The following is a 21,944-nucleotide window of genomic DNA, read 5'->3' as shown; positions in this document are numbered from 1 at the left end:
CCTCCCCCTTATATTTTTACAGGCCGGCGCCCGCGAGAATGGGCGATGCGCCCTTCTCGGCTTCGTCGGCGGCCTGGCGGAACAGCGCGAACAGCTCGCGGCCCATGCCCTGTGCCGGGGCGGGCGTCGCCGCCTGCTCGCGCGCGGCCCATTCCACCGGATCGACCAGCGCGTTCAGCGTGCCATCAACCGCGTCCAGACGGACGATGTCGCCGTCGCGGATGAGGCCGATCGCGCCGCCGCCGATCGCCTCGGGGCTGAGATGGATGGCGCAGGGCACCTTGCCACTGGCGCCCGACATGCGGCCGTCGGTGACCAGCGCGACCTTGAAGCCCCGGTTCTGGAGCACGCCCAGCGGCGGGGTCAGCTTGTGCAACTCCGGCATCCCGTTCGCCTTGGGGCCCTGGAAACGGACCACGACCACCACGTCGCGCTCCAGCTCGCCCGCCTTGAACGCGGCCTGGACTTCGGACTGGTCGGAGAAGACGCGGGCAGGCGCCTCGATGATCCAGCGTTCGCGCTCGACCGCCGACACCTTGATGCAGGCGCGGCCGAGATTGCCCGACAGGATGCGCATGCCGCCATCGGCCGAGAAGGGCGCGGCGGCGGGGCGCAGGATCGTCTCGTCGCCGCTGTCGCCGACCGGGGTCCAGCTGAGCTTGTCATCCGCGATGACCGCCGTCTGGCCGTAATCGGACAGGTCCTTGCCCGCCACCGTCATGATGTCGCGGTGGAGCAGCCCGGCGGACAGGAGTTCGCGGATGACATAGGGCATGCCGCCCGCCGCCTCGAACCCGTTCACATCGGCCGAGCCGTTGGGATAGACGCGCGCGATCAGCGGCACGGCGGCCGACAGGCGGTCCATATCCTCCCAGTCGATGATGATTCCCGCCGCGCGCGCGATGGCGGGCAGGTGGATCAGATGGTTGGTCGAGCCGCCGGTCGCCAGTAGACCGACCGCCGCGTTGACGATGGCCTTCTCATCGACGCAAGCCCCCAGCGGGCGATAATCGTCGCCACGCTGGCCGATCGCGGCGAGGCGATGGACGGCGGCGCGGCTGAGTTCCTGGCGCAGCTTGGTGCCCGGATTGACGAAGGCAGCGCCCGGCATGTGCAGGCCCATCACCTCCATCATCATCTGGTTGGTGTTGGCGGTGCCGTAGAAGGTGCAGGTGCCCTTCGAATGATAGGCCGCGATCTCGGCGTCCAACAGTTCGTCGCGGCCCGCCTTGCCCTCGGCAAAGGCTTCGCGGACGGCGGCCTTCTGCTTGTTGGGAAGGCCGGTCGGCATCGGACCGCCGGGGACCAGGATCATCGGCAGATGGCCGAAGCGCAGCGCACCCATCAGCAGGCCGGGCACGATCTTGTCGCAGATGCCGAGCAGGGCGGCACCCTCGAAGGTGCCGTGGCTCAGCGCGACCGCCGTCGACAGCGCGATGGTGTCGCGGCTGAACAGCGACAGTTCCATGCCCGCATAGCCCTGCGTCACGCCGTCGCACATGGCGGGCACGCCGCCCGCCACCTGCGCGGTCGCGCCGACTTCGCGCGCCCAGACCTTCATCAGTTCGGGATAGCGATAATAGACGGCGTGGGCGGACAGCATGTCGTTATAGGCCGACACGATGCCGATATTCATGCCCCGATCCGCCTTCATGGCGTCGCGGTCTTCCTCGGTCCCGGCATAGGCATGGGCGAGGTTGGCGCAGCCCAGATTGGGGCGGCGCACCGCCGTCTCGGCCTCATGCGCGATCAGGTCAAGATAGGCCTGGCGGCCCGGACGCGAGCGTTCGATGACCCGGTCGGTGACGGCAGAGACGGCGGCGTTGAGGCTCATTGCTCGCTCCAGTGGATGTCGATCGGCAATTCGACTTCGGCCAGGACGCGCCCGACCGGATAAGGCGAGGATGCGCCTTCCTTGATCGCGTCTTCCAGCACCTTCTTCTTGGCGGGGCCCGAGATGGCGAACATGATCGAACGGGCCGAGACGATGCCCGCCCGGCTGAGCGTCACGCGCGCGACCGGTGCTTCGGGCGGCAGCGGGTCGGGCATCAGGCCCAGCGCGCGGCGCTCCTTGGGGCCGTTGAGCGCTTCGTCATAGTCGGGGCCGGGGAAGATCGATGCGGTGTGCCCGTCCGCGCCCATGCCCAGCAGCACCAGGTCGAGCGGCCAGTGCAGTTCCTGCATCAGTGCATCGGCCGAGCGGCCGGCGGCCTTATAGTCCGACGTCGCCTGCGGCACGATCGGCATGACGCGCGCGCCCTTGGGCAGGAAGATCTTGCCGATCATGGTGACGTTGGACAGCGGATCGCCCAGCGGCACGACGCGCTCGTCGGCGGGGACGATGGTCACGCGCTTCCAGTCGAGCTTGGCCTGGGCCAGCTTCTCATAGACCGGGATCGGCGTCTTGCCGCCCGACAGCGCGATCACCGCCGCGCCGCGCGCTTCGATCGCGCTTTCGATGATGAACTGGATGTCGCCCGCCAGCGCGTTCGCCATTTCGGTGGTGTCTTCATAATCCCACCATTCGATTTCGTCGGTCATGTCATCCTGTCCTAGATATTCGGGGCGCAAGATAGGACCCGCCGCACGGACGGGCCATATCGCGCCAAAGTCTTCGCCCTCGCGACCGGGGCGGCGGCGATCAGTCGTCCTGCCAGTGCACCCCGTCACGCTCGGTCAGCGCGATGGCGGAGGAGGGGCCCCAGCTGCCGCTCGGATAGGTCTTGGGCTTGACGTCGTTGGCGTCCCAACCGGCGCGGATCGCGTCGATCCAGGTCCATTGCGCCTCCACCTCGTCGCGACGGACGAACAGTGTCTGGTCGCCCTCGATCAGGTCGAGCAGCAGCCGCTCATAGGCGATGCGGCGGCGGGTCCCTGCGAACTCGGCGTCGAGCGACAGGTTCAGCGGGACTTCGCGCAGGCGGATGCCGTCGCGGTCGAGGCCCGGCTCCTTCGCCATCACCAGCAGCTGGATATATTCCTCGGGCTGCAGGCGGATGACCAGCGTGTTGGGCTGGAGCAGGCCGCCGCGCCCCGCGAACATCGAGTGCGGTACGGGCTTGAACTGGATCGCGATCTCGGACCGGCGCGCGGCCATGCGCTTGCCGGTGCGCAGGTAGAAGGGCACACCCTGCCAGCGCCAATTGTCGACATGCGCCTTGATCGCGACGAAGGTCTCGGTCTTGGACGGCTTGCCCAGCTCGTCGGCATAGGAACCGACGATCTTGCCGCCGACGGCGCCATCGGCATATTGGCCGGTGACGGTGTTGTTGGGCACTTCCTCGGGCGTCATCAGGCGCAGCGAGCGGAAGACCTTGGCCTTTTCGTCGCGGATCGCGGTGCCGTCATAGCGCGCGGGCGGCTCCATCGCGACGAGCGCGAGCAACTGGAGGATATGGTTCTGCACCATGTCGCGCAGCGCGCCTGCGCCCTCGTAATAGCCCGCGCGATCCTCCAGACCGACCGTCTCGGCGATGGTGATCTGCACATTGTCGATGCCGTGCGCGTTCCAGATCGGCTCGAAGAAGAAATTGCCGAAGCGCAGTGCCAGAATGTTCTGGACGGTTTCCTTGCCCAGATAATGGTCGATGCGGAAGGTCCGCTCCTCGGGGAAGCCGAAGGCGACCGCGTCGTTGATCTCCTTGGACGAAGAGAGATCGTAGCCGAGCGGCTTTTCCAGACCGATCCGCACCGTATCGCCCGCCAGGCCGACCGATTCGAGGCCCTTGATGGTCGACTCGAACAGGCTGGGCGCGGTCGACAGATAGATGGCGAGGCCGTTCGACACGTCGCCGACCTTCTCCGCCAGCGCCGGGAAGCCGTCCGTCGAGGAGGCGTCGAGCGCCTGATACTGCACGCGCTCCAGGAAGCTGGCGATCTTGTCGGCGTCCTTGCGGTCGTCCGGCAGGAAGGTGTCGAGCGCCTTGGCCGCGAACGCACGGAAGCTGGCATCGTCATGATCCGACCGGGCGGTGCCGGTGATCGTCAGCCCCTCGGGCAGCAGCCCGTCCGAATGCAGGTTGAACAGCGAGGGCAGCAGCATCCGCTGCGACAGGTCGCCGGTCGCGCCGAACAGCAGCAGCTTGCCAACGGGATTGCGCGTCATGACGTCTCCTTAGAGCACGAGGCCGGCGGTCGGATCGAGCCCGGCCATGATATTCAGGTTCTGGACCGCCGCACCCCCGGCACCCTTGCCCAGATTGTCGAGCGTGGCGATCAGTCGCGCCTGTCCCGTGGCCGCATTGCCGCAGACACGCAAGGTCATCCGGTCGGTTCCGGCATTTTCCTCGATATTCACCGCCGCTACGGCATCCGCCGAAAAACGCACGATGCGGCTGTCGGCATAGGCCTCGACCAGCGCCTGCGTCACGCGGTCGAGCGAGGGCGCGCCCGGCAGCGCGTAAAGGGGCAGGGGCACCTCGACGACCATGCCGCGATAGGTGTCGACCACGGCAGGCGCGAAGATCGGCGCATGGGTCAGGCCCGAATGACGCTGCATCTCCGGCGCGTGCTTGTGCGCGAGGCTCAGGCCATAGGGGCGGAAGGCGCGCTCGGTGGCGGTCTCATATTCGGCGATCATCGCCTTGCCGCCGCCCGAATAGCCCGAGGCGGCATTGACCGTCACCGGGAAGTCCGCCGGAATGATCCCGGCGCGCACCAGCGGGCGGACGACGGCGAGGAAGCCGGTCGGATAGCAGCCGGGATTGGACACGAACCGCGCCGCGGCGATTCTGTCCTGCTGCTCCGGCTCCAGCTCGGCGAAACCATAGACCCAGCCCGAGGCGGTCCGGTGCGCGGTCGAGGCATCGACCACGCGGGTCCGGTCATTGGCGATCAGCGACACCGCCTCGCGCGCGGCATCGTCGGGCAGGCAGAGGATGACGAAATCGGCGTCGTTGATCGCTTCGCGGCGCGCGTCGGCGTCCTTGCGGCGATCATCGGGCAGGGTCAGGATCGACAGGTCGGGGCGCCCCGCCAGCCGGTCGGCGATCTCCAGCCCGGTCGTGCCCGCGCCGCCATCGATGAATACCGTCTTCGTCACTGCACCCGCTCCAACAGCCCCGCATCGCAATAGCCGACCAGCCCGAGATTCGGCGCGATGCCCCAGGCATGGCCGCCCGCCAGTTCCAGAACCTCGAACGTCTCGCCCGACCGCAACTCGGCCAGGACCGTACTGTTCGTGGCACGTCCCTCGCGCAGTGTCACCGGCGCGTGGGTCCTGTAGGGCAGGGGCGCGGCATAATGGGGCGCGAATACGTATTCAGCGAGCCGGACATCGGCCAGATCGGGGCGAACCGCATGGGTGCGCGGGTCGAGCCCGACGGTGCGTCCCTGCAGGGCGAAGCTCTTACGCGTTGGCCCGCTGGAGGGCTGGGGCGTCGCCAGCGCCGATGAAATGTCCGAATTCTTCAAGAAAGTCCGCCCCTTCAGGTGTCCTGGCGACAAAGATGTTACGCTTGTCGCTATCATCGCGTTGGCGGCGCAGATAGCCCAGCGTTCCCAGTCTATTCAAGGCGCGGGTAACGACAGGTTTCGAGACGTTCAAGGCGCGCGCCAAACCGCGTACCGTATGGGGGCCGGGGCGAAGATATACGACGAGCAGCAAAGCCATTTGCCGATTGGTCAGATCGGGTTCGCCCGACCGGACATAATCGACAAGGGCGCTCATCCAGGCGAACAGCGACTGCGGGTCGTGCGGGTTGGACACGATGGCGATTCCAATGGCTGTGCCGGGCTTTGCCGGGCGTTGTTTCGTTGTCATAACGCCGCTTATCCGCGGTGGTTTCACTCCTGTTCCGATGAGATGAACAACTTGGGTCAGGGATTTTCCGGAACCTTTTCAGCCCATCGGATGGCAGGGAAGGGGGCGTCGGCCAGCCGCATGGTTGATCCCGCCACGTACGTCGCCTATGTGCGCGCTTTCGCACACCCCTTGTTCGGGATCATACGCGCCTCATGTTCGCATTTCTGCTCGTCATCCACGCCATCATCGCCGCGACCCTGGTCACGGTGATCCTCATGCAGCGGTCGGAAGGCGGCGGTCTGGGCATGGGGGGCAGCCCGTCGGGGCTGATGTCGGCGCGCGGCGCGGCGGACTTCCTCAGCCGTGCGACGGCGGTGCTGGCGACTGCGTTCGTCGGCTTCTCGATCCTGCTGGCCGTACTGGCCGCGACGCGCGGCGCGCCCGCCATCGATACCTCGCTGGCTCGCACGCCCGCGACTCAGGCGCCCATCACCCAGCCCGCGCCCGCCCCGGTCCCGACCGGTGCGGCTCCTGCCCAGGCCCCGGCGGACAATTCGGCGGTTCCGCTCGCCCGCTAAACCTCGTTTCCATCGCAGCATAGGCCAACGCGCCGCCGATATTTTCCGGCGGCGCGCATCTTTGCTGTTGTCGTATCCACCCCATCCAAGCTAGGCGATTCTTCCCATGGCGCGGTATATCTTCATCACCGGCGGCGTGGTTTCGTCGCTCGGCAAAGGCCTCATGGCGGCCTCTCTTGCGGCTCTCTTGCAGGCACGCGGCTACAGCGTTCGCATCCGCAAGTTCGATCCCTATCTCAACGTCGATCCGGGCACGATGAGCCCGTATCAGCATGGCGAAGTCTATGTGACCGACGATGGGGCCGAGACCGATCTCGACCTGGGTCACTATGAGCGGTTCACCGGCGTGTCTTCGCGCCAGTCGGACAATGTGACCTCGGGCCGGATCTACAAGACGATCATCGAGCGCGAGCGGCGCGGCGACTATCTGGGTGCCACCGTCCAGGTGATCCCGCACGTCACCGATGCGATCAAGGCGTTCGCCAAGGCCGATACGCTCGACGAGAACGGCAAGGAGATCGACTTCATCCTCTGCGAGATCGGCGGGACGGTCGGCGATATCGAGTCGCTGCCCTTCATCGAGGCGATCCGCCAGCTCAAGAACGAGCTGGGCCGCGGCAAGTCGATCAGCATCCACGTCACGCTGGTGCCGTACATCGCGGCGGCAGGCGAGCTGAAGACCAAGCCGACCCAGCATTCGGTGCGCGAGATCGCGGCGCTGGGCGTCGCTCCTGACGTGCTGGTCTGCCGCTGCGAGCATCCGCTGCCCGCCTCGGATCGTGCCAAGATCGGCCTGTTCTGCAACGTGCCGCCCTCGGCCGTGATCCCGGCGCTGGACGCCAAGAGCATCTATGCGGTGCCGCTCCAGTACCATGCCGAAGGTCTCGATTCGGAAGTGCTCCGCGCCTTCGGTATCGAGCCCGAGGGTGCGCCCGATCTGTCGCGCTGGACCGAGATCGTCGACCGTCTGGTCAACCCGGAAGGCGAAGTGACGATCGGCGTGGTCGGCAAATATGTCGGCCTGCAGGACGCGTACAAGTCGCTGAACGAAGCGCTGGTGCATGGCGGCATCGCCAACAAGGTGAAGGTCCATATCCGCTGGATCGACGCCGAGCTGTTCGAGGGCGACGAGAGCGAAATCGCGCAGCAGCTGGAACCCTGCCACGCCATCCTGGTCCCCGGCGCGTTCGGCGAGCGCGGCGCGCAGGGCAAGATCGAGGCGGTGCGCTTCGCTCGCGAACGTCGCGTGCCCTATTTCGGCATCTGCTTCGGCATGCAGATGGCCTGCGTCGAAGGCGCGCGGAACCTGGCGGGCATCGCCGACGCCTCCTCGACCGAGTTCGGTCCGACCTCCGAGCCGATCGTCGGCCTCATCACCGAGTGGATGGGCCGCGACGGTCTGGAGAAGCGCGAGGCCAGCGGCGACATGGGCGGCACGATGCGCCTGGGTGCCTATGACGCCAAGCTGGCGGGCAACAGCGTCGTCGCGTCGATCTATGGCGGCGAAGACATCTCGGAACGGCATCGTCACCGCTATGAGGTGAACACCACCTATAAGGACGCGCTGGAAAAGGGCGGCCTGGTGTTCAGCGGCATGTCGCCCGACGGCACGCTGCCCGAAATCGTCGAGCGGCCGGACCATCCCTGGTTCGTCGGCGTGCAGTTCCACCCCGAACTGAAGTCCAAGCCCTTCGACCCGCACCCGCTCTTCGCCAGCTTCATCGAAGCGGCGGTCAAGCAGAGCCGGTTGGTGTGATTTAAGAACCCCGCCCCCAGATGATGGAGGCGGGGTTTTTCTTTTGGGCGGGGCGTGAACGGGAGCAAATCTATTCCTCCCTGAGCTTCGCTCGGGGAGGGGGACCGCGCCCGAAGGGCGTGGTGGAGGGGCATGGCCGGTCCGTCATCGCCCCACCACCATCGCTGGCGCGATGGTCCGCCTCCCTAAGCGAGCCTGGCGAGGAGCAGGGCTAGCTCTATGCGCTCAGCTCCAAACAAAAGGCGCCCGGACCCGTCGGTCCGGACGCCCCGCGACGTCTTTAGGGAGGGAAAGACGTCGAGCTTGCTTACGCCGCCTTGGCCTCGTCGGCCTCACCGGCGTGATGCTCCACCGCGGCGAGCGGCTGGCCCGTCTTGATCGCGATCGTCTTGGGCTTCATCGCCTCGGGCACCTCGCGAACGAGGTCGATGACGAGCAGGCCGTCGTTCAGGCGCGCATCCTCGACGAACACGAAGTCCGCCAGTTCGAAGCGCCGCTCGAACGAGCGATTGGCGATGCCGACATGCAGGAAGTTGGGCGAGTTCGCCTTGTCATCCTTCTTGCCGGTGACGAGCAGCATGTTCTGCTGCGCGGTGATCTCGATCTCGTCACGCGCGAAACCGGCCACCGCCAACGTGATGCGGTATCGGTCGTCGGCCAGACGCTCGAGGTTGAAGGGGGGATAATTCTCCGCCGAAGCGGCCCGCGAATTGGCCTCCAGCAGATCGAACAGCCGGTCGAAGCCGATGGTCGAGCGGCGATACGGAGTCAGGTCGATACGCATGTCAAAACCTCCATCAGAAGCGAATTGAAACGGGATCGGCCGATCCACTCCGGCGCGGGGCGGTTCGACCTATCCGTGCGGCCCGATACCGGCACCGCACGCGAACCGATATGGTTCATACGGAATGCGCTTCAAGAGCGTTTGAGGATCGAAAAGCAAATCTTCGCTCATCCCAAGCCATGGCGGGCTTGAATGCCTACTAGAACGATGTGTGAATAGGAGATGAAATCAAAAGGGGAGCTTCCATGTCCTTGACCCTGGCCTTGATCCTGGCGGCGCAGACGACCGCCGCTGCCAATCCGCAAGCCGATCCGAATGCCGAACAGCAGACCCCCCAGCCCCGGCGCGACGAAGGACGGCTGGGCACCGCGCAGCAGGGCGGGGGCGATGTCGTCGTCACCGCGCGCCGCCGGGCCGAGACGATCCAGTCGGTGCCCATCGCCATGTCGGTGATCGGCGGCACCGCGCTGGCCGAGACGGGGACGTACAATGTCAATCGCCTGACCCAGATCCAGCCGACGCTGCAATTCTACTCGACCAACCCGCGCAATTCCGCCGCCAATATCCGCGGGCTGGGCGCGCCGTTCGGGCTGACCAATGACGGGATCGAACAGGGCGTCGGCATCTATGTCGATCAGGTCTATTACAGCCGCATCGCCTCGGCGACGTTCGACTTCACCGATACCGAGCGGATCGAGGTGCTGCGCGGGCCGCAGGGCACGCTCTATGGAAAGAACACCACGGCGGGCGCGATCAACATCATCACCCGTCCGCCGAGCTTCACGCCCGAGGCGCGGGTCGAACTGAGCGCGGGCAATTACGACTTCTTCCAGGGCAAGGCGTCGGTGTCCGGTCCGCTGGTCGACGACAAGGTGGCGGTCCGCTTGTCGACCTCGATCACCACGCGGCGCGGTACCATCTACAATACGCGCCAGCAGGAATGGCAGAACAGCCAGGACAATCTGTCGCTGCGCAGCCAGTTTCTCTGGCACGCGACACCGACGCTCGACCTGACCCTGTCGGGCGATTATGCGCGGCAGAACCCCAATTGCTGCGTCCAATATTATGCGCGGGTGGGGGCGACGCAGCGCCCACTCAACCGGCAATATGCCGCACTGGCGGCGGCGCAGGGCTATACCGTGCCGTCGACCAATGCCTTCGACCGGCTGACCGATGTCGATACCGATCTGCGCGCCAGGCAGGAACTGGGCGGTCTGTCGCTGGTTGCGAACTGGGATGTGGGGGACGCGACGCTGACCAGCGTGTCGGCCTGGCGCTTCTGGCATTGGGACCCGTCGAACGACCGCGACTTCATCGGCCTGCCCATCACCACCGTCTCGGCCAATCCGTCGCAGCAAAGCCAGGTGACCCAGGAACTGCGCATTGCGTCGAACGGCAAGCGGACGCTCGATTATGTATTGGGCGCCTTTTATTTCTGGCAGTCGATCGACACGCAGGGGCTTCAGGTCCAGGGACCGGCGGCGAGCGCCTTCCTGCTGAACCCGACCAGTGCAGGCGGTCGCAATCCGGCGACGCTGAACGGCCTGACCTCGCGCAACACGATCGGCTTTACGAACACCTCGGCCGCCCTGTTCGGCAAGCTGACCTGGCATGTCGACGATCGCCTGTCGGTCTCACCCGGCTTGCGGCTCAATTACGATCGCAAGGATGGCTCCTATGTCTCGCTGGTGACCAACGGGGCGGGTTCGACCACGCTGACCAGCGACCAGCGCGGGGTTCTCGCGCCGCAGAATTACACGCCGTCCTTCACCAACTGGAACCTGTCGGGCGATCTGACCGTCGCCTATGAGTTCAACCCGAACGTCCATTATTATGCGACCTATGCGCGCAGCTATAAGTCGGGCGGCATCAACCTGTCGGGCTTGCCGCTCGATGCGCAGAACAACCCGATCCTGGCGACGCAGACGGTGCGTCCCGAAAAGGTCAATCATTTCGAGCTGGGGCTGAAGACCCAGTTCGCCGACCGCCGCGCGACCGTGAACATCGCGGGCTTCTGGACCGAGATCGGCGATTATCAGGCGACGGTGAACAACCTCCAGGTCAACGTCCTGCGCGGCTATCTGGCCAATGCGGGCCGCGTGCGGACGCGCGGGGTGGAGATCGACTCGGCCTTCCGTCCGACCAGCCGGTTCAACGTCTATGCCAATGCGGCCTTTACCGACGCGCGCTATACCCGCTTCACCAATGCGCCATGCCCGCCCGAGCTGTCGGGGGGCACCGCGCTGCCGGTGGTGAACGGCCAGATCGTCGGCACCCCGGCGGCGGCGGGCACGCCGGGGGCGTCGCTGCCCTATTGCGACATCTCGGGCCAGTGGCTGCCGGGCGTGTCGCGCTGGGCCTTTTCCTATGGTGCGGAGTATGACCTGCCTGCGACCGTGGCGGGGACCGAGGGGCAATTCTACCTGGGTTACGACGGCAGTTACCGGTCGAAATTCTCGTCCAACCCGTCGCGTTCGGCCTATACCGATATCAATGGTTACAGCCTGTCCAACATACGCGCCGGGTTCAAGGCGCCGGGCAGCTGGAACGCCTTTGTCTGGGTGCGTAACCTGTTCGATCACAATTACTATGAATTGCTGGCGACCCAGTCGGGGTCGACGGGGCTGATCGTGGGGCAGCCGGGCGATCCGAGGACCTACGGGTTCACGATTTCCAAGTCGTTCTGATCAATTCCTCCCCAAGCTTGCTTGGGGAGGGGGACCGCCGGGCGTCAGCCCGGTGGTGGAGGGGCAGGGATGTTCGCGAGCGTCGCTTGCCCCTCCACCCCTCGCTGACGCGAGCGGTCCCCCTCCCCATCCGAGATGGGGAGGATTGAAAAGGCCGAATCACCCGACCCGTCCACATTCGGTTCATCTTGATCTGGTATAGCGACAGTCCCGTGAACGGGCGCCGGGCCGGCATCTGGGGACGGAAGTTTGGAAGCTCCCCGTTTCCCAGCCGGTTCCGGCGGCTTTTCGAGGGATGGCATGTGATCGTGCCGGAAATGCCAAACGCCCGGACCGTTTCCGATCCGGGCGCCTGCGTGACGATCGCTCGTCAGCCCCCTTTTTCCGCTCCCGCATCAACCTCGTTGGGTGAGCGTTGGAGCAATCCCCGAACCACGGCCGTTGCTGCCTGTGTCTCAGTGAGATTGTGGTACGGCACGGCAGGGCCGCTTGTCATCCCTCTTGCGGCATCCTTGCTACGATTGCGCCGCTTGTGTGGCGCGCGCGCAACAATGGGGCGGGTCGGCCGTTTGCCAGCGCGGACCGGGCGCGGCATTGCCAGCACCGGGCGCCGCCCGTACAGCCCTTGGGCTTTTCAGTTTCTCCATGGATCGATCGGACATCAATGATCCTGTCACGTTATGAACGGATGATCGCCCGGCGCTATCTGCTGCCGGGCAAGGGAGAGGCGTTCATTTTCCTGGTCGCCTCGATCAGCCTGGTCGCGGTCATGCTGGGCGTCGCCGCGCTCGTCATCGTCATGAGCGTCATGAACGGCTTTCGCGCCGAGTTGTTCGACAAGATCGTCGGTCTCAACGGCCATGCGGTGGTGCAGGGGGTGGGCGGACGCCTGCCCGACTGGCGCGACATCGTGCGTGATGCGCGCGCCACGCCCGGCGTCACCAGCGCGGTGCCGATGATCGAACAGCCGCTGATGTCCAGCTATAACGGCCGGGTCGAGGCGGTGCTGGTCCGCGGCATGCGCGTCGCCGACATCCGTGGCAACTCGGCCATCCGCTCCAAGATCAACATGGGCAATCTGAACAGCGTCACGCCGGGCAGCGGCCGCATCGCGATCGGCAGCCGCCTGGCCGAGGCGCTGGGCGCACAGGTCGGCTCGGAAATCTCGCTGATCAGTCCGCAGGGGCAGACGACCCCGTTCGGCACGGTGCCGCGCATCGTCAGCTATACGGTCGGCGCCATCTTCGAGATCGGCGTGTACGACTATGACAAGGCCTATGTCATCATGCCCATTGAGGATGCGCAGACCCTGCTGCTGATGGGCGACACGGTCGGCATGGTCGAAGTACAGACGGTCGACGCCGACCGGGTGGGCCAGATCCTCGCCCCGCTGGCGGACAAGCTGGGCGGCCGTGCGGTCATCGCCGATTGGCGGACGATGAACGCGCAGCTGTTCGAGGCGCTGGCGGTCGAGCGGGTGGCGATGTTCACCGTGCTGTCGATCATCATCCTGGTCGCGGTGTTCAACATCCTGTCCTCGCTGATCATGCTGGTCCGCGCCAAGACGCGCGACATCGCGATCCTGCGGACGATGGGTGCGACGCGGGGTGGCCTGATGCGCATCTTCATGACGGTGGGCACCACCATCGGCGCGTTGGGGACGGTCGCCGGGCTGGGGCTGGGCGCGGTGTTCCTGTTCTATCGCCAGGGCGTGGTGAACTTCGTCCAGTTCGTGACGGGGCAGAATCTCTGGGACCCGTCGATCCGCTACCTCACCGAGCTGCCGTCCAAGACCGATCCGGTCGAGATCGTCGTGATCGCGTCGATGGCGCTCGTCTTCTCTTTCCTCGCCACGCTCTACCCCGCCTGGAAGGCGGCGAGCACGGACCCGGTTCAGGTGCTGCGCTATGAATGATCCGATCATCCGCATGGGAACGGTGGCCCAGCCCCACGCCGCCGAGCCGGTACTGGCGACCCGAGAATTGTCGCGCAGCTTCACGCAGGGCGGCCAGACGATCGAGGTGCTGCGCGGCGTCGACCTGGCCATCGCGCCGGGCGAGATCGTGGCGCTGCTCGGGCCGTCGGGTTCGGGCAAATCGACCCTGCTCCAGGCGGTCGGCCTGCTGGAGGGCGGTTTTTCCGGTTCGATCCGTATCGCGGGCGAGGAGGTGTCGAAGCTCGACTCGCATGGCCGCACCATCGCGCGGCGCGATCATCTGGGCTTCGTCTATCAGTTCCACCATCTGCTGCCCGACTTCAACGCGATCGAGAATGTCGTCCTGCCGCAACTCGTCCAGGGTAAGCTGCCCGCCGATGCCGAGGCGCGCGCCAAGGGACTGTTGACCGCGCTGGGACTGGGCCACCGGTTGACCCATCGGCCGAGCCAGCTGTCGGGCGGCGAGCAGCAGCGCGTCGCCGTCGCCCGCGCGCTCGCCAACCAGCCGCCCTTGGTGCTGGCCGACGAGCCGACCGGCAATCTGGACGAGCATACCTCCGAAATCGTGCTGGCCGAGTTCCTGCGGCTGGTGCGCGGCGAGGGCTCTGCGGCGCTGGTCGCGACGCATAACGAGCGGCTGGCGCTCAAGATGGACCGGGTGGTTCGCCTGCACGAAGGCCGCCTGCAATGAGCGTCTGGACCGAGACGCCGACGCTGACCGGCCGCCACGTCACGCTTCGCCCCTTTGTCGAGGCCGACCTGCCCGCTTTGGTCGAGGCGGCGCGAGAAGGCGACCTGTGGAACATCTTTTACGCCAATGTGTCGATGATGAAGACGCCCGAGCGCTGGCTGGCGGCGGCGTTGAAGGAGCGTGACGTCGGCCGCGCCCTGATCTTCACGGTCGAGACGCCGGGCGGCGAGGTGGTCGGTACGACGCGCTATATGCGGATTGCGCCGCAGCATCGACGGCTGGAGATCGGCGGCACCTTCTACGCCACCCGGGTCCAGCGGACCGGCGTCAATACCGAGGCGAAGCGGATGCTGCTGGGCCATGCCTTCGAGGCGATGGCGTGCCAGGCGATTCAGATTCGCACCGACGCGCTCAACGCGCGCAGCCAGCGGGCGATCGAGCGGCTGGGTGCGAAAAAGGATGGCGTGCTGCGCGGGCATCAGGTGATGGCCGATGGCCGCATCCGCGACAGCGTCGTCTATTCGATCATCGACCGCGAATGGCCGGGCGTCCGCGCCAATCTCGACTATCTGCTGGGGAAGCACGCATGAGCGGTATCGCGGATTTTACCGTCAAGGCGGCGGATGGCTCGGTCGTGGACATGGCGCGCTATGCGGGGCGCGTGCTGCTGATCGTCAACACCGCGTCCAAATGCGGCTTCACCCCGCAATATGAGGGACTGGAGGCGCTGCACCGTCGTTTCGAGGGGCAGGGCCTGACCGTGCTGGGTTTTCCCTGTAACCAGTTCGGTGCACAGGAGCCGGGCGATGCGGCGGAAATCGCGAGCTTCTGCTCGCTGACCTATGATGTCGGCTTCCCCGTCATGGCGAAGATCGACGTCAATGGCGACGACGCCGATCCGCTGTTCCAGTGGTTGAAGACGGAAGCTCCGGGCGTGCTGGGGACGAAGGCGATCAAGTGGAACTTCACCAAGTTTCTCGTCGGCCGGGATGGGCAGGTGCTCGGGCGGTATGCGCCGACGACCAAGCCCGAGGATATGGTCAAGGATATCGAGGGGTTGCTTTAGCCTCTATCTCCGTTCAGCCGAGCGATGTCGAAGGCCACGCAACACCTTCAAATGGAAAACGCGCTCGCGCCTTTCTTATGATCCAGCGCCGAGGCGATGGCGGTGATCCCGCCGAACAGGAAGCTCAGCCCCAGGATGTAACCCGGCAGCGTCATCGCGCTCCACGGCAGCGTCGCCAGTACGAACAGCGCCAGCAGAATGTTCAGCACCCCCAGCGCGATCATCCACCCGCGCCGCCGCCGCATCCGCGCGCCCAGCCCGATCTCCAGCGCGCCGCGCAAGCCCAGCCACACCGCCACGAGCAGCGTGATCGAGATCGCACCCGTCGCGGGCTCGAACGCCATGATCAGTCCGATGATCAGCGTTACGAGGCCGAACCCGATCGCATAGCCGCGTCCCTCATGCCCCTTGCCGAAAATGCCTGCGCCGATCGACACCAGACCCGATGCGATCAGGAACGCCCCGATCACCAGCGTCGCGGCCAAGGTCGCCGGAACGGGAAACAGGAACGCGGCCAGCCCGAGCAGCGCCGACACGATGCCATAGGCCAAAATCCAACCCCAACCCGCGCCGGGCCGCAAGGAGGTGGCAAAGGATCGGTCGGTATCGGTCATCTTCATTCGCCCTGATCTGGATAAGTCCTTCTGTTGCCGTAACGGATCGGCTTGAGCAGTGTTCCGGCGGCCGGGTTCCGCACTGGTCGAATCACGCTCGGTCGGGTAGGGATGGGCAATGCATTCCGGATATGTGCCGCTTCGCATCTTTTCCTCGTTCACGATGCTCGACGGCGCGATCGATCCCAAGGCGATTGCGGCGCAGGCCAAGGCGAATGCCTTTCCCGCCGCCGGGTTGACGGATCGCAACGGTCTTTATGCCGCGATGGCCTTTTCGGACGCCGCGAAGAAGACAGGCGTGCAGCCGGTCATCGGCACGATGCTGGGCATCGCGCGTCCGGACATGCCCGACAATGTCGGCGCGGTGGTCGACTGGATCGCGCTCTATGCGCAGGACGTGACCGGTTATGACAATCTGTGCGCGCTGGTGTCGGCGGCGCATCTGGATCGCCCGATCGAACTCGCCGCGCATGTCGGCTTCGACACGCTGGAGACGTTCAGCAAGGGCCTGATCGCACTGACTGCCGGTGGCGAGGGCGGTATCGCCCGCCTGTTCGCCGAGGGGCAGCCGGATCGGGCGAAAGCCTATGCCGACCGGCTTCAGGCGATCTTCGGCGACCGGCTCTATGTCGAACTCGCCCGCCGCGACGATCCCATCGAGATGGCGGCCGAACAGGACCTGATCGACCTGGCATATGATCGCAACCTGCCCCTGGTCGCGACCAACCCCTGCTGTTTCACCGATAGCGGTTTCCGGGACGCGCATGACGCCATGCTGTGCATCGCCAATTCGACCTATGTCGAAATGGACGATCGCCCCAAAAGCTGTCCCGAGGCGTGGCTCAAGCCCGCCGAGATGATGAAGCAGCTGTTCGCCGATCTGCCCGAAGCGATCGAAAACACATTGGTCGTCGCCCAGCGTTGCGCGGTGATGGCGCCGTGGCGCAAGCCCATCCTCCCCAGCCTCGCGGGCGACCGCGAGGGCGAGGCGGCAATGCTCCGCCGCGACGCGACCGCCGGTCTGAACGCCCGGCTCGACCGCATCGCCGAACTGGAGGGCGAGGGCGAACCCGGCTGGCGCGAGGCCTATCACGAACGCCTGACGTTCGAGGTCGACATCATCATCCAGATGGGCTTTCCCGGCTACTTCCTGATCGTCGCCGACTTCATCAAATGGGCCAAGGATCACGACATTCCCGTCGGTCCGGGTCGTGGTTCGGGTGCAGGTTCGGTCGTCGCCTGGGCGCTGACCATCACCGATCTCGATCCCCTGAAGCTGGGCCTGCTGTTCGAGCGCTTCCTCAACCCGGAACGCGTGTCGATGCCCGACTTCGACATCGACTTTTGCGAAACCCGGCGTGGCGAGGTCATCCGCTACGTGCAGGAGAAATACGGCCGAGATCAGGTCGCGCAGATCATCACCTTCGGTAAGCTGAAGGCGCGCGCCGTGCTCAAGGACACCGGCCGCGTGCTCCAGATGAGCTATGGCCAGGTCGACCGCCTTGCCAAGCTGGTACCCAACCACCCGACCGACCCCTGGGACCTGAAGCGCGCGCTGAACGGCGTGCCGGAGTTGGCGAAGGAGTACGCCAACGACAACCAGGTCCGCCGCCTGCTCGACCTCGCCACCAAGCTGGAGGGCCTGCCGCGCCACAGCTCGACCCACGCCGCCGGCGTGGTGATCGGCGACCGTCCGCTGGCGCAGCTGGTGCCGCTCTATCGCGATCCGCGCTCGGACATGCCGGTCACGCAGTTCGACATGAAGTTCGTCGAGGGCGCTGGGCTGGTCAAGTTCGACTTCCTCGGCCTGAAGACCCTGTCCGTCCTGCAAAAGGCGGTGCAGCTGCTCGCCAAGCGCGGGGTCGAGGTCGATCTGGGCGCGCTCGCCTGGGACGATGAGGCGACCTATGGCCTGCTCCAGAAGGGCGACACGGTCGGCGTGTTCCAGCTGGAATCTGAGGGCATGCGGCGCACCCTGTCCGCCGTACGCCCGACCAATTTCGGCGATATCATCGCGCTCGTATCGCTCTATCGGCCGGGCCCGATGGACAATATCCCCAGCTTCGGTCGCCGCAAGCAGGGGACCGAGGAGATCATCTACCCGCATCCCCTGCTCGAACAGATACTGTCCGAGACCTATGGCATCTTCGTCTATCAGGAACAGGTGATGCAGGCCGCCCAGATCCTGGCGGGTTATTCGCTGGGCGGCGCCGATCTTCTCCGCCGCGCGATGGGCAAGAAGGTGAAGGCGGAGATGGACGCGCAGCGCGCCATCTTCGTCAAGGGATGCCAGGAGGTGAACGGCATCCCCGCGCAAAAGGCCAATGAGCTGTTCGACTTGATCGACAAGTTCGCAGGCTATGGCTTCAACAAGAGCCATGCGGCCGCCTATGCGCTGCTCGCCTATCAGACCGCATGGCTGAAGGCGCATCACCCGCATGAATTCTATGCCGCGTCGATGTGCTACGACATGGCGCTGACCGACAAGCTGGCCATCTTCGTCGATGATGCGCGGCGTCTGGGCGTGACGATGCTGCCGCCCTGCATCAACGCCAGCCAGGCCGAATTCGATGTCGAGGCGCATGAGGATGGCCTGGCCGTCCGCTACGCGCTGGGCGCGCTGAAGTCGGTGGGTGAGGGCGCGATGGAGAAGCTGGTCGTCGAGCGACAGGCGGGTGGTGCGTTCGACTCGCTCGATGCGCTGGCCAAGCGGGTCGATCCGCGATTGATGAACAAGCGCCAGCTGGAGACCCTGGCCTCGGCAGGGGCGTTCGACGGGATCGAGCCCAACCGGGCGGGTGTCCATGCGGTGGCCGAGACCGTGCTCGCCATCGCCGCGCGCACCCATGAGGGGCGGACGAGCGGGCAGGGCGGCCTGTTCGGCGAAACCGAGGTGGCGGGCGACGCGATCAAGCTGCCGACCGGCACCCGCTGGACCCTGTCGCAGCGGATGGAGCAGGAAAAGGAGGCGTTCGGCTTCTATTTCTCGGCGCATCCCGTCGATCGCCACGCGCATATCGCCAAGATGCACGGTGCGCGCACCTATACCTCGCTGACCGAGCTGATCATCCCCGATGACGGCGCGCGGATCGGCGCGACCATGGCGGCGCTGGTCGAGGATGCGCGCTGGCGGACCTCGGCACGCGGCAAGCGCTACATGATGGCGCAACTATCGGATGCGACCGGGCAGTTCCTGGCGACCTGTTTCGACGATTCGGTGGCGGCCGATCTGGAAAAGGCGGCGAAGGAGGGACATTGCGCGCTCATCACCGTCGAGCTGGATCGCCGACCGGGCGAGGAAGCGCCGCGCGTCAGCATCAAGCGCGTCCAGCTGTTCGACGGCTTGGCCAGCACCGCCAAGTTCGTGGTGGAAGTGACGGTGACCGACAAGGTGGCGTTCAAGGCGCTGCATGCGATGTTGGACCCGCTGCGCAACGGCCGGGGCGAAGTACGCGCGCGGATCGAGGGGCAGGACGGCGATACCTTGCTGACGCTCGGCCGTAATTTCCTGCTCGACGCCGAACTGGCCAGCCATATCGAGGATCTGCCCGGGGTGAAGGCGGTGGCGATGAAGTCGTCCGAGGCGCGGTTGGCCTTAGTGGGGTAGGCGCGCGCGCATCAGCCGATGCGCGGCGAACCCCGTGCCTCGTGCGAAAGCGGGTGATGGTCCTCTATCATGGCGAAGGTCTTCCAACATTTTGACGAAGGCCGGGGTCGAGCTTGACAAGCGTCGGCAGCTTGCACCGATCGCGTCGTAGCTGGACCCCGGCCTTTGCCGGGGTGGGCGGCCCGTGTGGACGATGGGAATTGGGCCTTCGCGATAGCTCTGGACCCGAGCCCAGATGATCTCAGCCGCCGACTTCGCGGCGATCCTGCTCCTCCTCGCCAGCCTCACCGTGATTGCCGTAGCCGCCGCCGGAGGTATCGGCTTCGTCCTCGTTGGGCAGGTTTTCCGGGCCGGTCTGTTCGGGATCGGTCATCATGGCATCTCTCCTTCCATCGCATAACGCCTTGGAGAGGCTGGGCGATCCTCAGAATAGCTCACCCTGCGGGCCTCTGGGCGGACGGAACAGGCTGGTATCGAGCCGGGGCCGATCCAGGTTTAACCCATGCAGCCGACAGGCACGGTGAAAGCGGACCCGAAGCAACTCCGCCCATGGCCCTTGCCCCTTCATCCGGGTGAAGAAATCGGGATCGTTGTCCCGCCCGCCCCGCAGGGACCGGATGATCGCCATGACCTTGCCCGCGCGCTCGGGATAGTGGGTGTCGAGCCAGGCGCGGAACAGCGGGGCGACCTCATGCGGCAGGCGTATGGGGATGAAGAAGGCGTGCCGGGCACCCGCCTGCGCCGCGCGGGCGACCAGATGTTCGATCTCATGATCGGTGATCGCGGGAATGACGGGCGCGATCGAGACATAGGTGGGGATACCTACCGCCGCCATCTTCGCCACGGCTGCCAGCCGTCGCTCGGGCGTCGGCGCGCGAGGCTCCACCGTCCGCGCGACCTTGGCGTCGAGCGAGGTGACCGAGACGCAGACGGTTGCCAGCCCCTTCGCTGCCATCGGGGCCAGGATATCGATGTCGCGCACCACGCGGTCGGACTTGGTCGTGATCGCCACCGGATGATCCGTCTCCGCGAGTACCTCCAGGATCGATCGGGTGATCCGCCATTCGCCCTCGATCGGCTGATAGGGGTCGGTGTTGGTGCCCAGAGCGATCGGCGCGACGCGGTAGCCGGGCTTGGCCAGCTCGGCGCGAAGCAAGGCGGCGGCATCGGGCTTGGCAAATAACCGACTTTCGAAATCCAGCCCCGGTGACAGGTCGTGATAGGCGTGCGTCGGCCGGGCAAAGCAATAGATGCAGCCATGCTCGCACCCCGCGTAAGCGTTGATCGACTGGCTGAACGGCACGTCGGGCGAGGTGTTGCGGGTCAGGATCGTCCGTGGCGTCAGGACCGTGACGCTGGTTCGCAGCGGCGGCGGCACGCCGTCGACCAGCAACTGCGCGTCGAGCCAGTCGCCGTCCATCTCGCGCTCCGGCAGGGCGAAGCGTCGGCTCGTCGCGTTATTGGTGGCTCCTCGGGACGCGATCTTCGACATGGCTGGAATAGAACATAAATGGAACAAATGAGCAAGCATAGGACACTTGCTACGCCGCAGCCATTCGATCATGATCGGAACGTATTAAGAACGGAGGGTCGAATGGCGCGTCTGGAATATCTCGAATTGCCGGTCGGCGATCGGGCGGCGGCGAAGCTTTTTTATGCAGAGGCGTTTGGCTGGACCTTCACCGACTTCGGGCCGGATTATGCCGCGACGATGAGCGGTGATACCGATGTCGGGCTCGATGCCGCATCGGACAAGGTGAAGGCCCCGCTGCCGGTCATCCGTGTCGACGATCTTGAGGCGACGCTTTCCGCCGTGGAGGCGGCGGGCGGGTCGATCGTCGTGCCGATCTTCGCTTTTCCCGGCGGGCGGCGCTTTCACTTCCGCGATGTCGACGGGCATGAATTGGCGGCGATGCAGGCGGACTGATCAGCGCTCCAGCAGGCGGGGCATCAGCTCGACGAAGTTGCAGGGACGGTGGCGGCTGTCGAGCTGGTCGCGCAAGATGCCGTTCCAGGCATCCTTGACCGCACCCGTCGAGCCGGGGAGCGCGAAGATATAGGTGCCGCGCGCCACACAGGCGCAGGCGCGGGACTGGATGGTCGAGGTGCCGATGGTCTGATAGCTCAGCCAGCGGAAGAGTTCGCCAAAGCCGGGGATCATCTTGGTCGCGACGCGTTCGACGGCTTCGGGCGTGACGTCGCGGCCGGTGACGCCGGTGCCGCCGGTGGTCAGCACGCAGTCGATGCTGGCGTCGTCGATCCAGCGGTTGAGTTGGGCGACGATCTGGTCCGCATCGTCGCGCAGGATGGTGCGATCGGCCAGTTCATGACCCGCGTCTGCAAGCAGGCCGACCAGCGTGTCGCCGGACCTGTCCTCGGCCAGCGCGCGGGTGTCGGAGACGGTCAGCACCGCGATGCGGACGGGAGTGAAGCTGCGGGTCGGGTCGATAGGCATGGCGGAGTGAACGTCTCGGCGCGGATT

Annotated in this window: 20 protein-coding genes; 9 read left to right on the top strand and 11 right to left on the bottom strand. The window is 65.8% G+C overall.

Translation table 11 applies throughout. The features are described from left to right. Nucleotides 1-16: 16 nt before the first annotated feature. From edd to ACQR50_RS09945, 6 genes are all read right to left on the bottom strand, one after another. Nucleotides 17-1,834 carry a phosphogluconate dehydratase gene (gene edd, locus ACQR50_RS09970; RefSeq protein WP_428968195.1) on the bottom strand — a complete coding sequence of 606 codons (1,818 nt, stop codon included), beginning with the start codon at nucleotides 1,832-1,834 and terminating at the stop codon, nucleotides 17-19. Then, entirely contained in the window at nucleotides 1,831-2,541 is a 711-nt protein-coding gene (gene pgl / locus ACQR50_RS09965; RefSeq protein WP_056437543.1) for a 6-phosphogluconolactonase, read from the bottom strand. The genes edd and pgl overlap by 4 nt, the downstream gene beginning before the upstream one ends. A gap of 100 nt (nucleotides 2,542-2,641) precedes the next feature. Then, complete coding sequence (gene zwf / locus ACQR50_RS09960) at nucleotides 2,642-4,105, bottom strand: glucose-6-phosphate dehydrogenase (RefSeq protein ID WP_428968194.1); 1,464 nt, start codon at nucleotides 4,103-4,105, stop codon at nucleotides 2,642-2,644. 9 nt (nucleotides 4,106-4,114) lie between these two features. Next, nucleotides 4,115-5,041 carry an N-acetyl-gamma-glutamyl-phosphate reductase gene (argC, locus tag ACQR50_RS09955; RefSeq protein WP_428968193.1) on the bottom strand — a complete coding sequence of 309 codons (927 nt, stop codon included), beginning with the start codon at nucleotides 5,039-5,041 and terminating at the stop codon, nucleotides 4,115-4,117. Then, nucleotides 5,038-5,412 carry an SH3 domain-containing protein gene (locus ACQR50_RS09950; protein ID WP_428968192.1) on the bottom strand — a complete coding sequence of 125 codons (375 nt, stop codon included), beginning with the start codon at nucleotides 5,410-5,412 and terminating at the stop codon, nucleotides 5,038-5,040. Before ACQR50_RS09950 ends, argC begins: the two co-directional genes overlap by 4 nt. Then, on the bottom strand, nucleotides 5,348-5,668 hold the full coding sequence (locus ACQR50_RS09945) for a MarR family transcriptional regulator (protein ID WP_042482995.1): 321 nt from the start codon (nucleotides 5,666-5,668) through the stop codon (nucleotides 5,348-5,350). The genes ACQR50_RS09950 and ACQR50_RS09945 overlap by 65 nt, the downstream gene beginning before the upstream one ends. A gap of 287 nt (nucleotides 5,669-5,955) precedes the next feature. Between ACQR50_RS09945 and secG the strand changes: the two genes are divergently transcribed. Further along, entirely contained in the window at nucleotides 5,956-6,321 is a 366-nt protein-coding gene (gene secG / locus ACQR50_RS09940) for a preprotein translocase subunit SecG (RefSeq protein ID WP_042482793.1), read from the top strand. Nucleotides 6,322-6,427: 106 nt separating this feature from the next. After that, nucleotides 6,428-8,077, top strand: a complete 1,650-nt coding sequence (locus tag ACQR50_RS09935; RefSeq protein WP_428968191.1) for a CTP synthase — start codon at nucleotides 6,428-6,430, stop codon at nucleotides 8,075-8,077. 307 nt (nucleotides 8,078-8,384) lie between these two features. On the opposite strand, the gene ACQR50_RS09930 is transcribed toward ACQR50_RS09935, so the two are convergent. Further along, nucleotides 8,385-8,861, bottom strand: a complete 477-nt coding sequence (locus ACQR50_RS09930; protein ID WP_184104078.1) for an Hsp20 family protein — start codon at nucleotides 8,859-8,861, stop codon at nucleotides 8,385-8,387. A gap of 245 nt (nucleotides 8,862-9,106) precedes the next feature. Here ACQR50_RS09930 and ACQR50_RS09925 point away from each other — a divergent pair, with 245 nt between their 5' ends. From ACQR50_RS09925 to ACQR50_RS09905, 5 genes are all read left to right on the top strand, one after another. Continuing rightward, entirely contained in the window at nucleotides 9,107-11,548 is a 2,442-nt protein-coding gene (locus ACQR50_RS09925; protein ID WP_428968190.1) for a TonB-dependent receptor, read from the top strand. Nucleotides 11,549-12,212: 664 nt separating this feature from the next. Continuing rightward, on the top strand, nucleotides 12,213-13,463 hold the full coding sequence (locus ACQR50_RS09920) for a lipoprotein-releasing ABC transporter permease subunit (RefSeq protein WP_428968189.1): 1,251 nt from the start codon (nucleotides 12,213-12,215) through the stop codon (nucleotides 13,461-13,463). Then, complete coding sequence (locus ACQR50_RS09915) at nucleotides 13,456-14,175, top strand: ABC transporter ATP-binding protein (protein ID WP_380773210.1); 720 nt, start codon at nucleotides 13,456-13,458, stop codon at nucleotides 14,173-14,175. The genes ACQR50_RS09920 and ACQR50_RS09915 overlap by 8 nt, the downstream gene beginning before the upstream one ends. Continuing rightward, a complete protein-coding gene (locus tag ACQR50_RS09910; protein WP_428968188.1) occupies nucleotides 14,172-14,765 on the top strand; it encodes a GNAT family N-acetyltransferase in 594 nt (197 codons plus the stop codon). The genes ACQR50_RS09915 and ACQR50_RS09910 overlap by 4 nt, the downstream gene beginning before the upstream one ends. Next, the gene (locus ACQR50_RS09905; protein ID WP_428968187.1) at nucleotides 14,762-15,241 is read left to right on the top strand and encodes a glutathione peroxidase; all 480 of its coding nucleotides are present in this window, start codon (nucleotides 14,762-14,764) and stop codon (nucleotides 15,239-15,241) included. Before ACQR50_RS09910 ends, ACQR50_RS09905 begins: the two co-directional genes overlap by 4 nt. Before the next feature lie 47 nt (nucleotides 15,242-15,288). Here ACQR50_RS09905 and ACQR50_RS09900 read toward each other — a convergent pair whose 3' ends face one another. Further along, on the bottom strand, nucleotides 15,289-15,861 hold the full coding sequence (locus tag ACQR50_RS09900) for an HdeD family acid-resistance protein (RefSeq protein ID WP_428968186.1): 573 nt from the start codon (nucleotides 15,859-15,861) through the stop codon (nucleotides 15,289-15,291). Between the two features lie 112 nt (nucleotides 15,862-15,973). Here ACQR50_RS09900 and dnaE point away from each other — a divergent pair, with 112 nt between their 5' ends. Then, the gene (gene dnaE, locus ACQR50_RS09895) at nucleotides 15,974-19,462 is read left to right on the top strand and encodes a DNA polymerase III subunit alpha (protein ID WP_428968185.1); all 3,489 of its coding nucleotides are present in this window, start codon (nucleotides 15,974-15,976) and stop codon (nucleotides 19,460-19,462) included. Between the two features lie 241 nt (nucleotides 19,463-19,703). Here dnaE and ACQR50_RS09890 read toward each other — a convergent pair whose 3' ends face one another. Beyond that, a complete protein-coding gene (locus tag ACQR50_RS09890) occupies nucleotides 19,704-19,838 on the bottom strand; it encodes a hypothetical protein (RefSeq protein WP_428968184.1) in 135 nt (44 codons plus the stop codon). Between the two features lie 48 nt (nucleotides 19,839-19,886). Beyond that, nucleotides 19,887-20,954, bottom strand: coding sequence for a PA0069 family radical SAM protein (locus tag ACQR50_RS09885; protein WP_428968183.1), 1,068 nt, complete (start codon nucleotides 20,952-20,954; stop codon nucleotides 19,887-19,889). A gap of 102 nt (nucleotides 20,955-21,056) precedes the next feature. Here ACQR50_RS09885 and ACQR50_RS09880 point away from each other — a divergent pair, with 102 nt between their 5' ends. Further along, a complete protein-coding gene (locus tag ACQR50_RS09880) occupies nucleotides 21,057-21,389 on the top strand; it encodes a VOC family protein (protein ID WP_428968182.1) in 333 nt (110 codons plus the stop codon). Here ACQR50_RS09880 and moaB read toward each other — a convergent pair whose 3' ends face one another. Continuing rightward, the gene (gene moaB / locus ACQR50_RS09875) at nucleotides 21,390-21,917 is read right to left on the bottom strand and encodes a molybdenum cofactor biosynthesis protein B (RefSeq protein ID WP_428968181.1); all 528 of its coding nucleotides are present in this window, start codon (nucleotides 21,915-21,917) and stop codon (nucleotides 21,390-21,392) included. It abuts the gene before it with no gap. Between the last annotated feature and the right edge of the window lie 27 nt (nucleotides 21,918-21,944).

The organism is Sphingomonas sp. Xoc002 (genome assembly GCF_050408055.1).
In the GTDB taxonomy this organism is placed as follows: Bacteria; Pseudomonadota; Alphaproteobacteria; order Sphingomonadales; family Sphingomonadaceae; genus Sphingomonas; species Sphingomonas yabuuchiae.
Note: the sequence above shows the minus strand (reverse complement) of the source record. Positions and strands in the feature narration are given on the sequence as shown.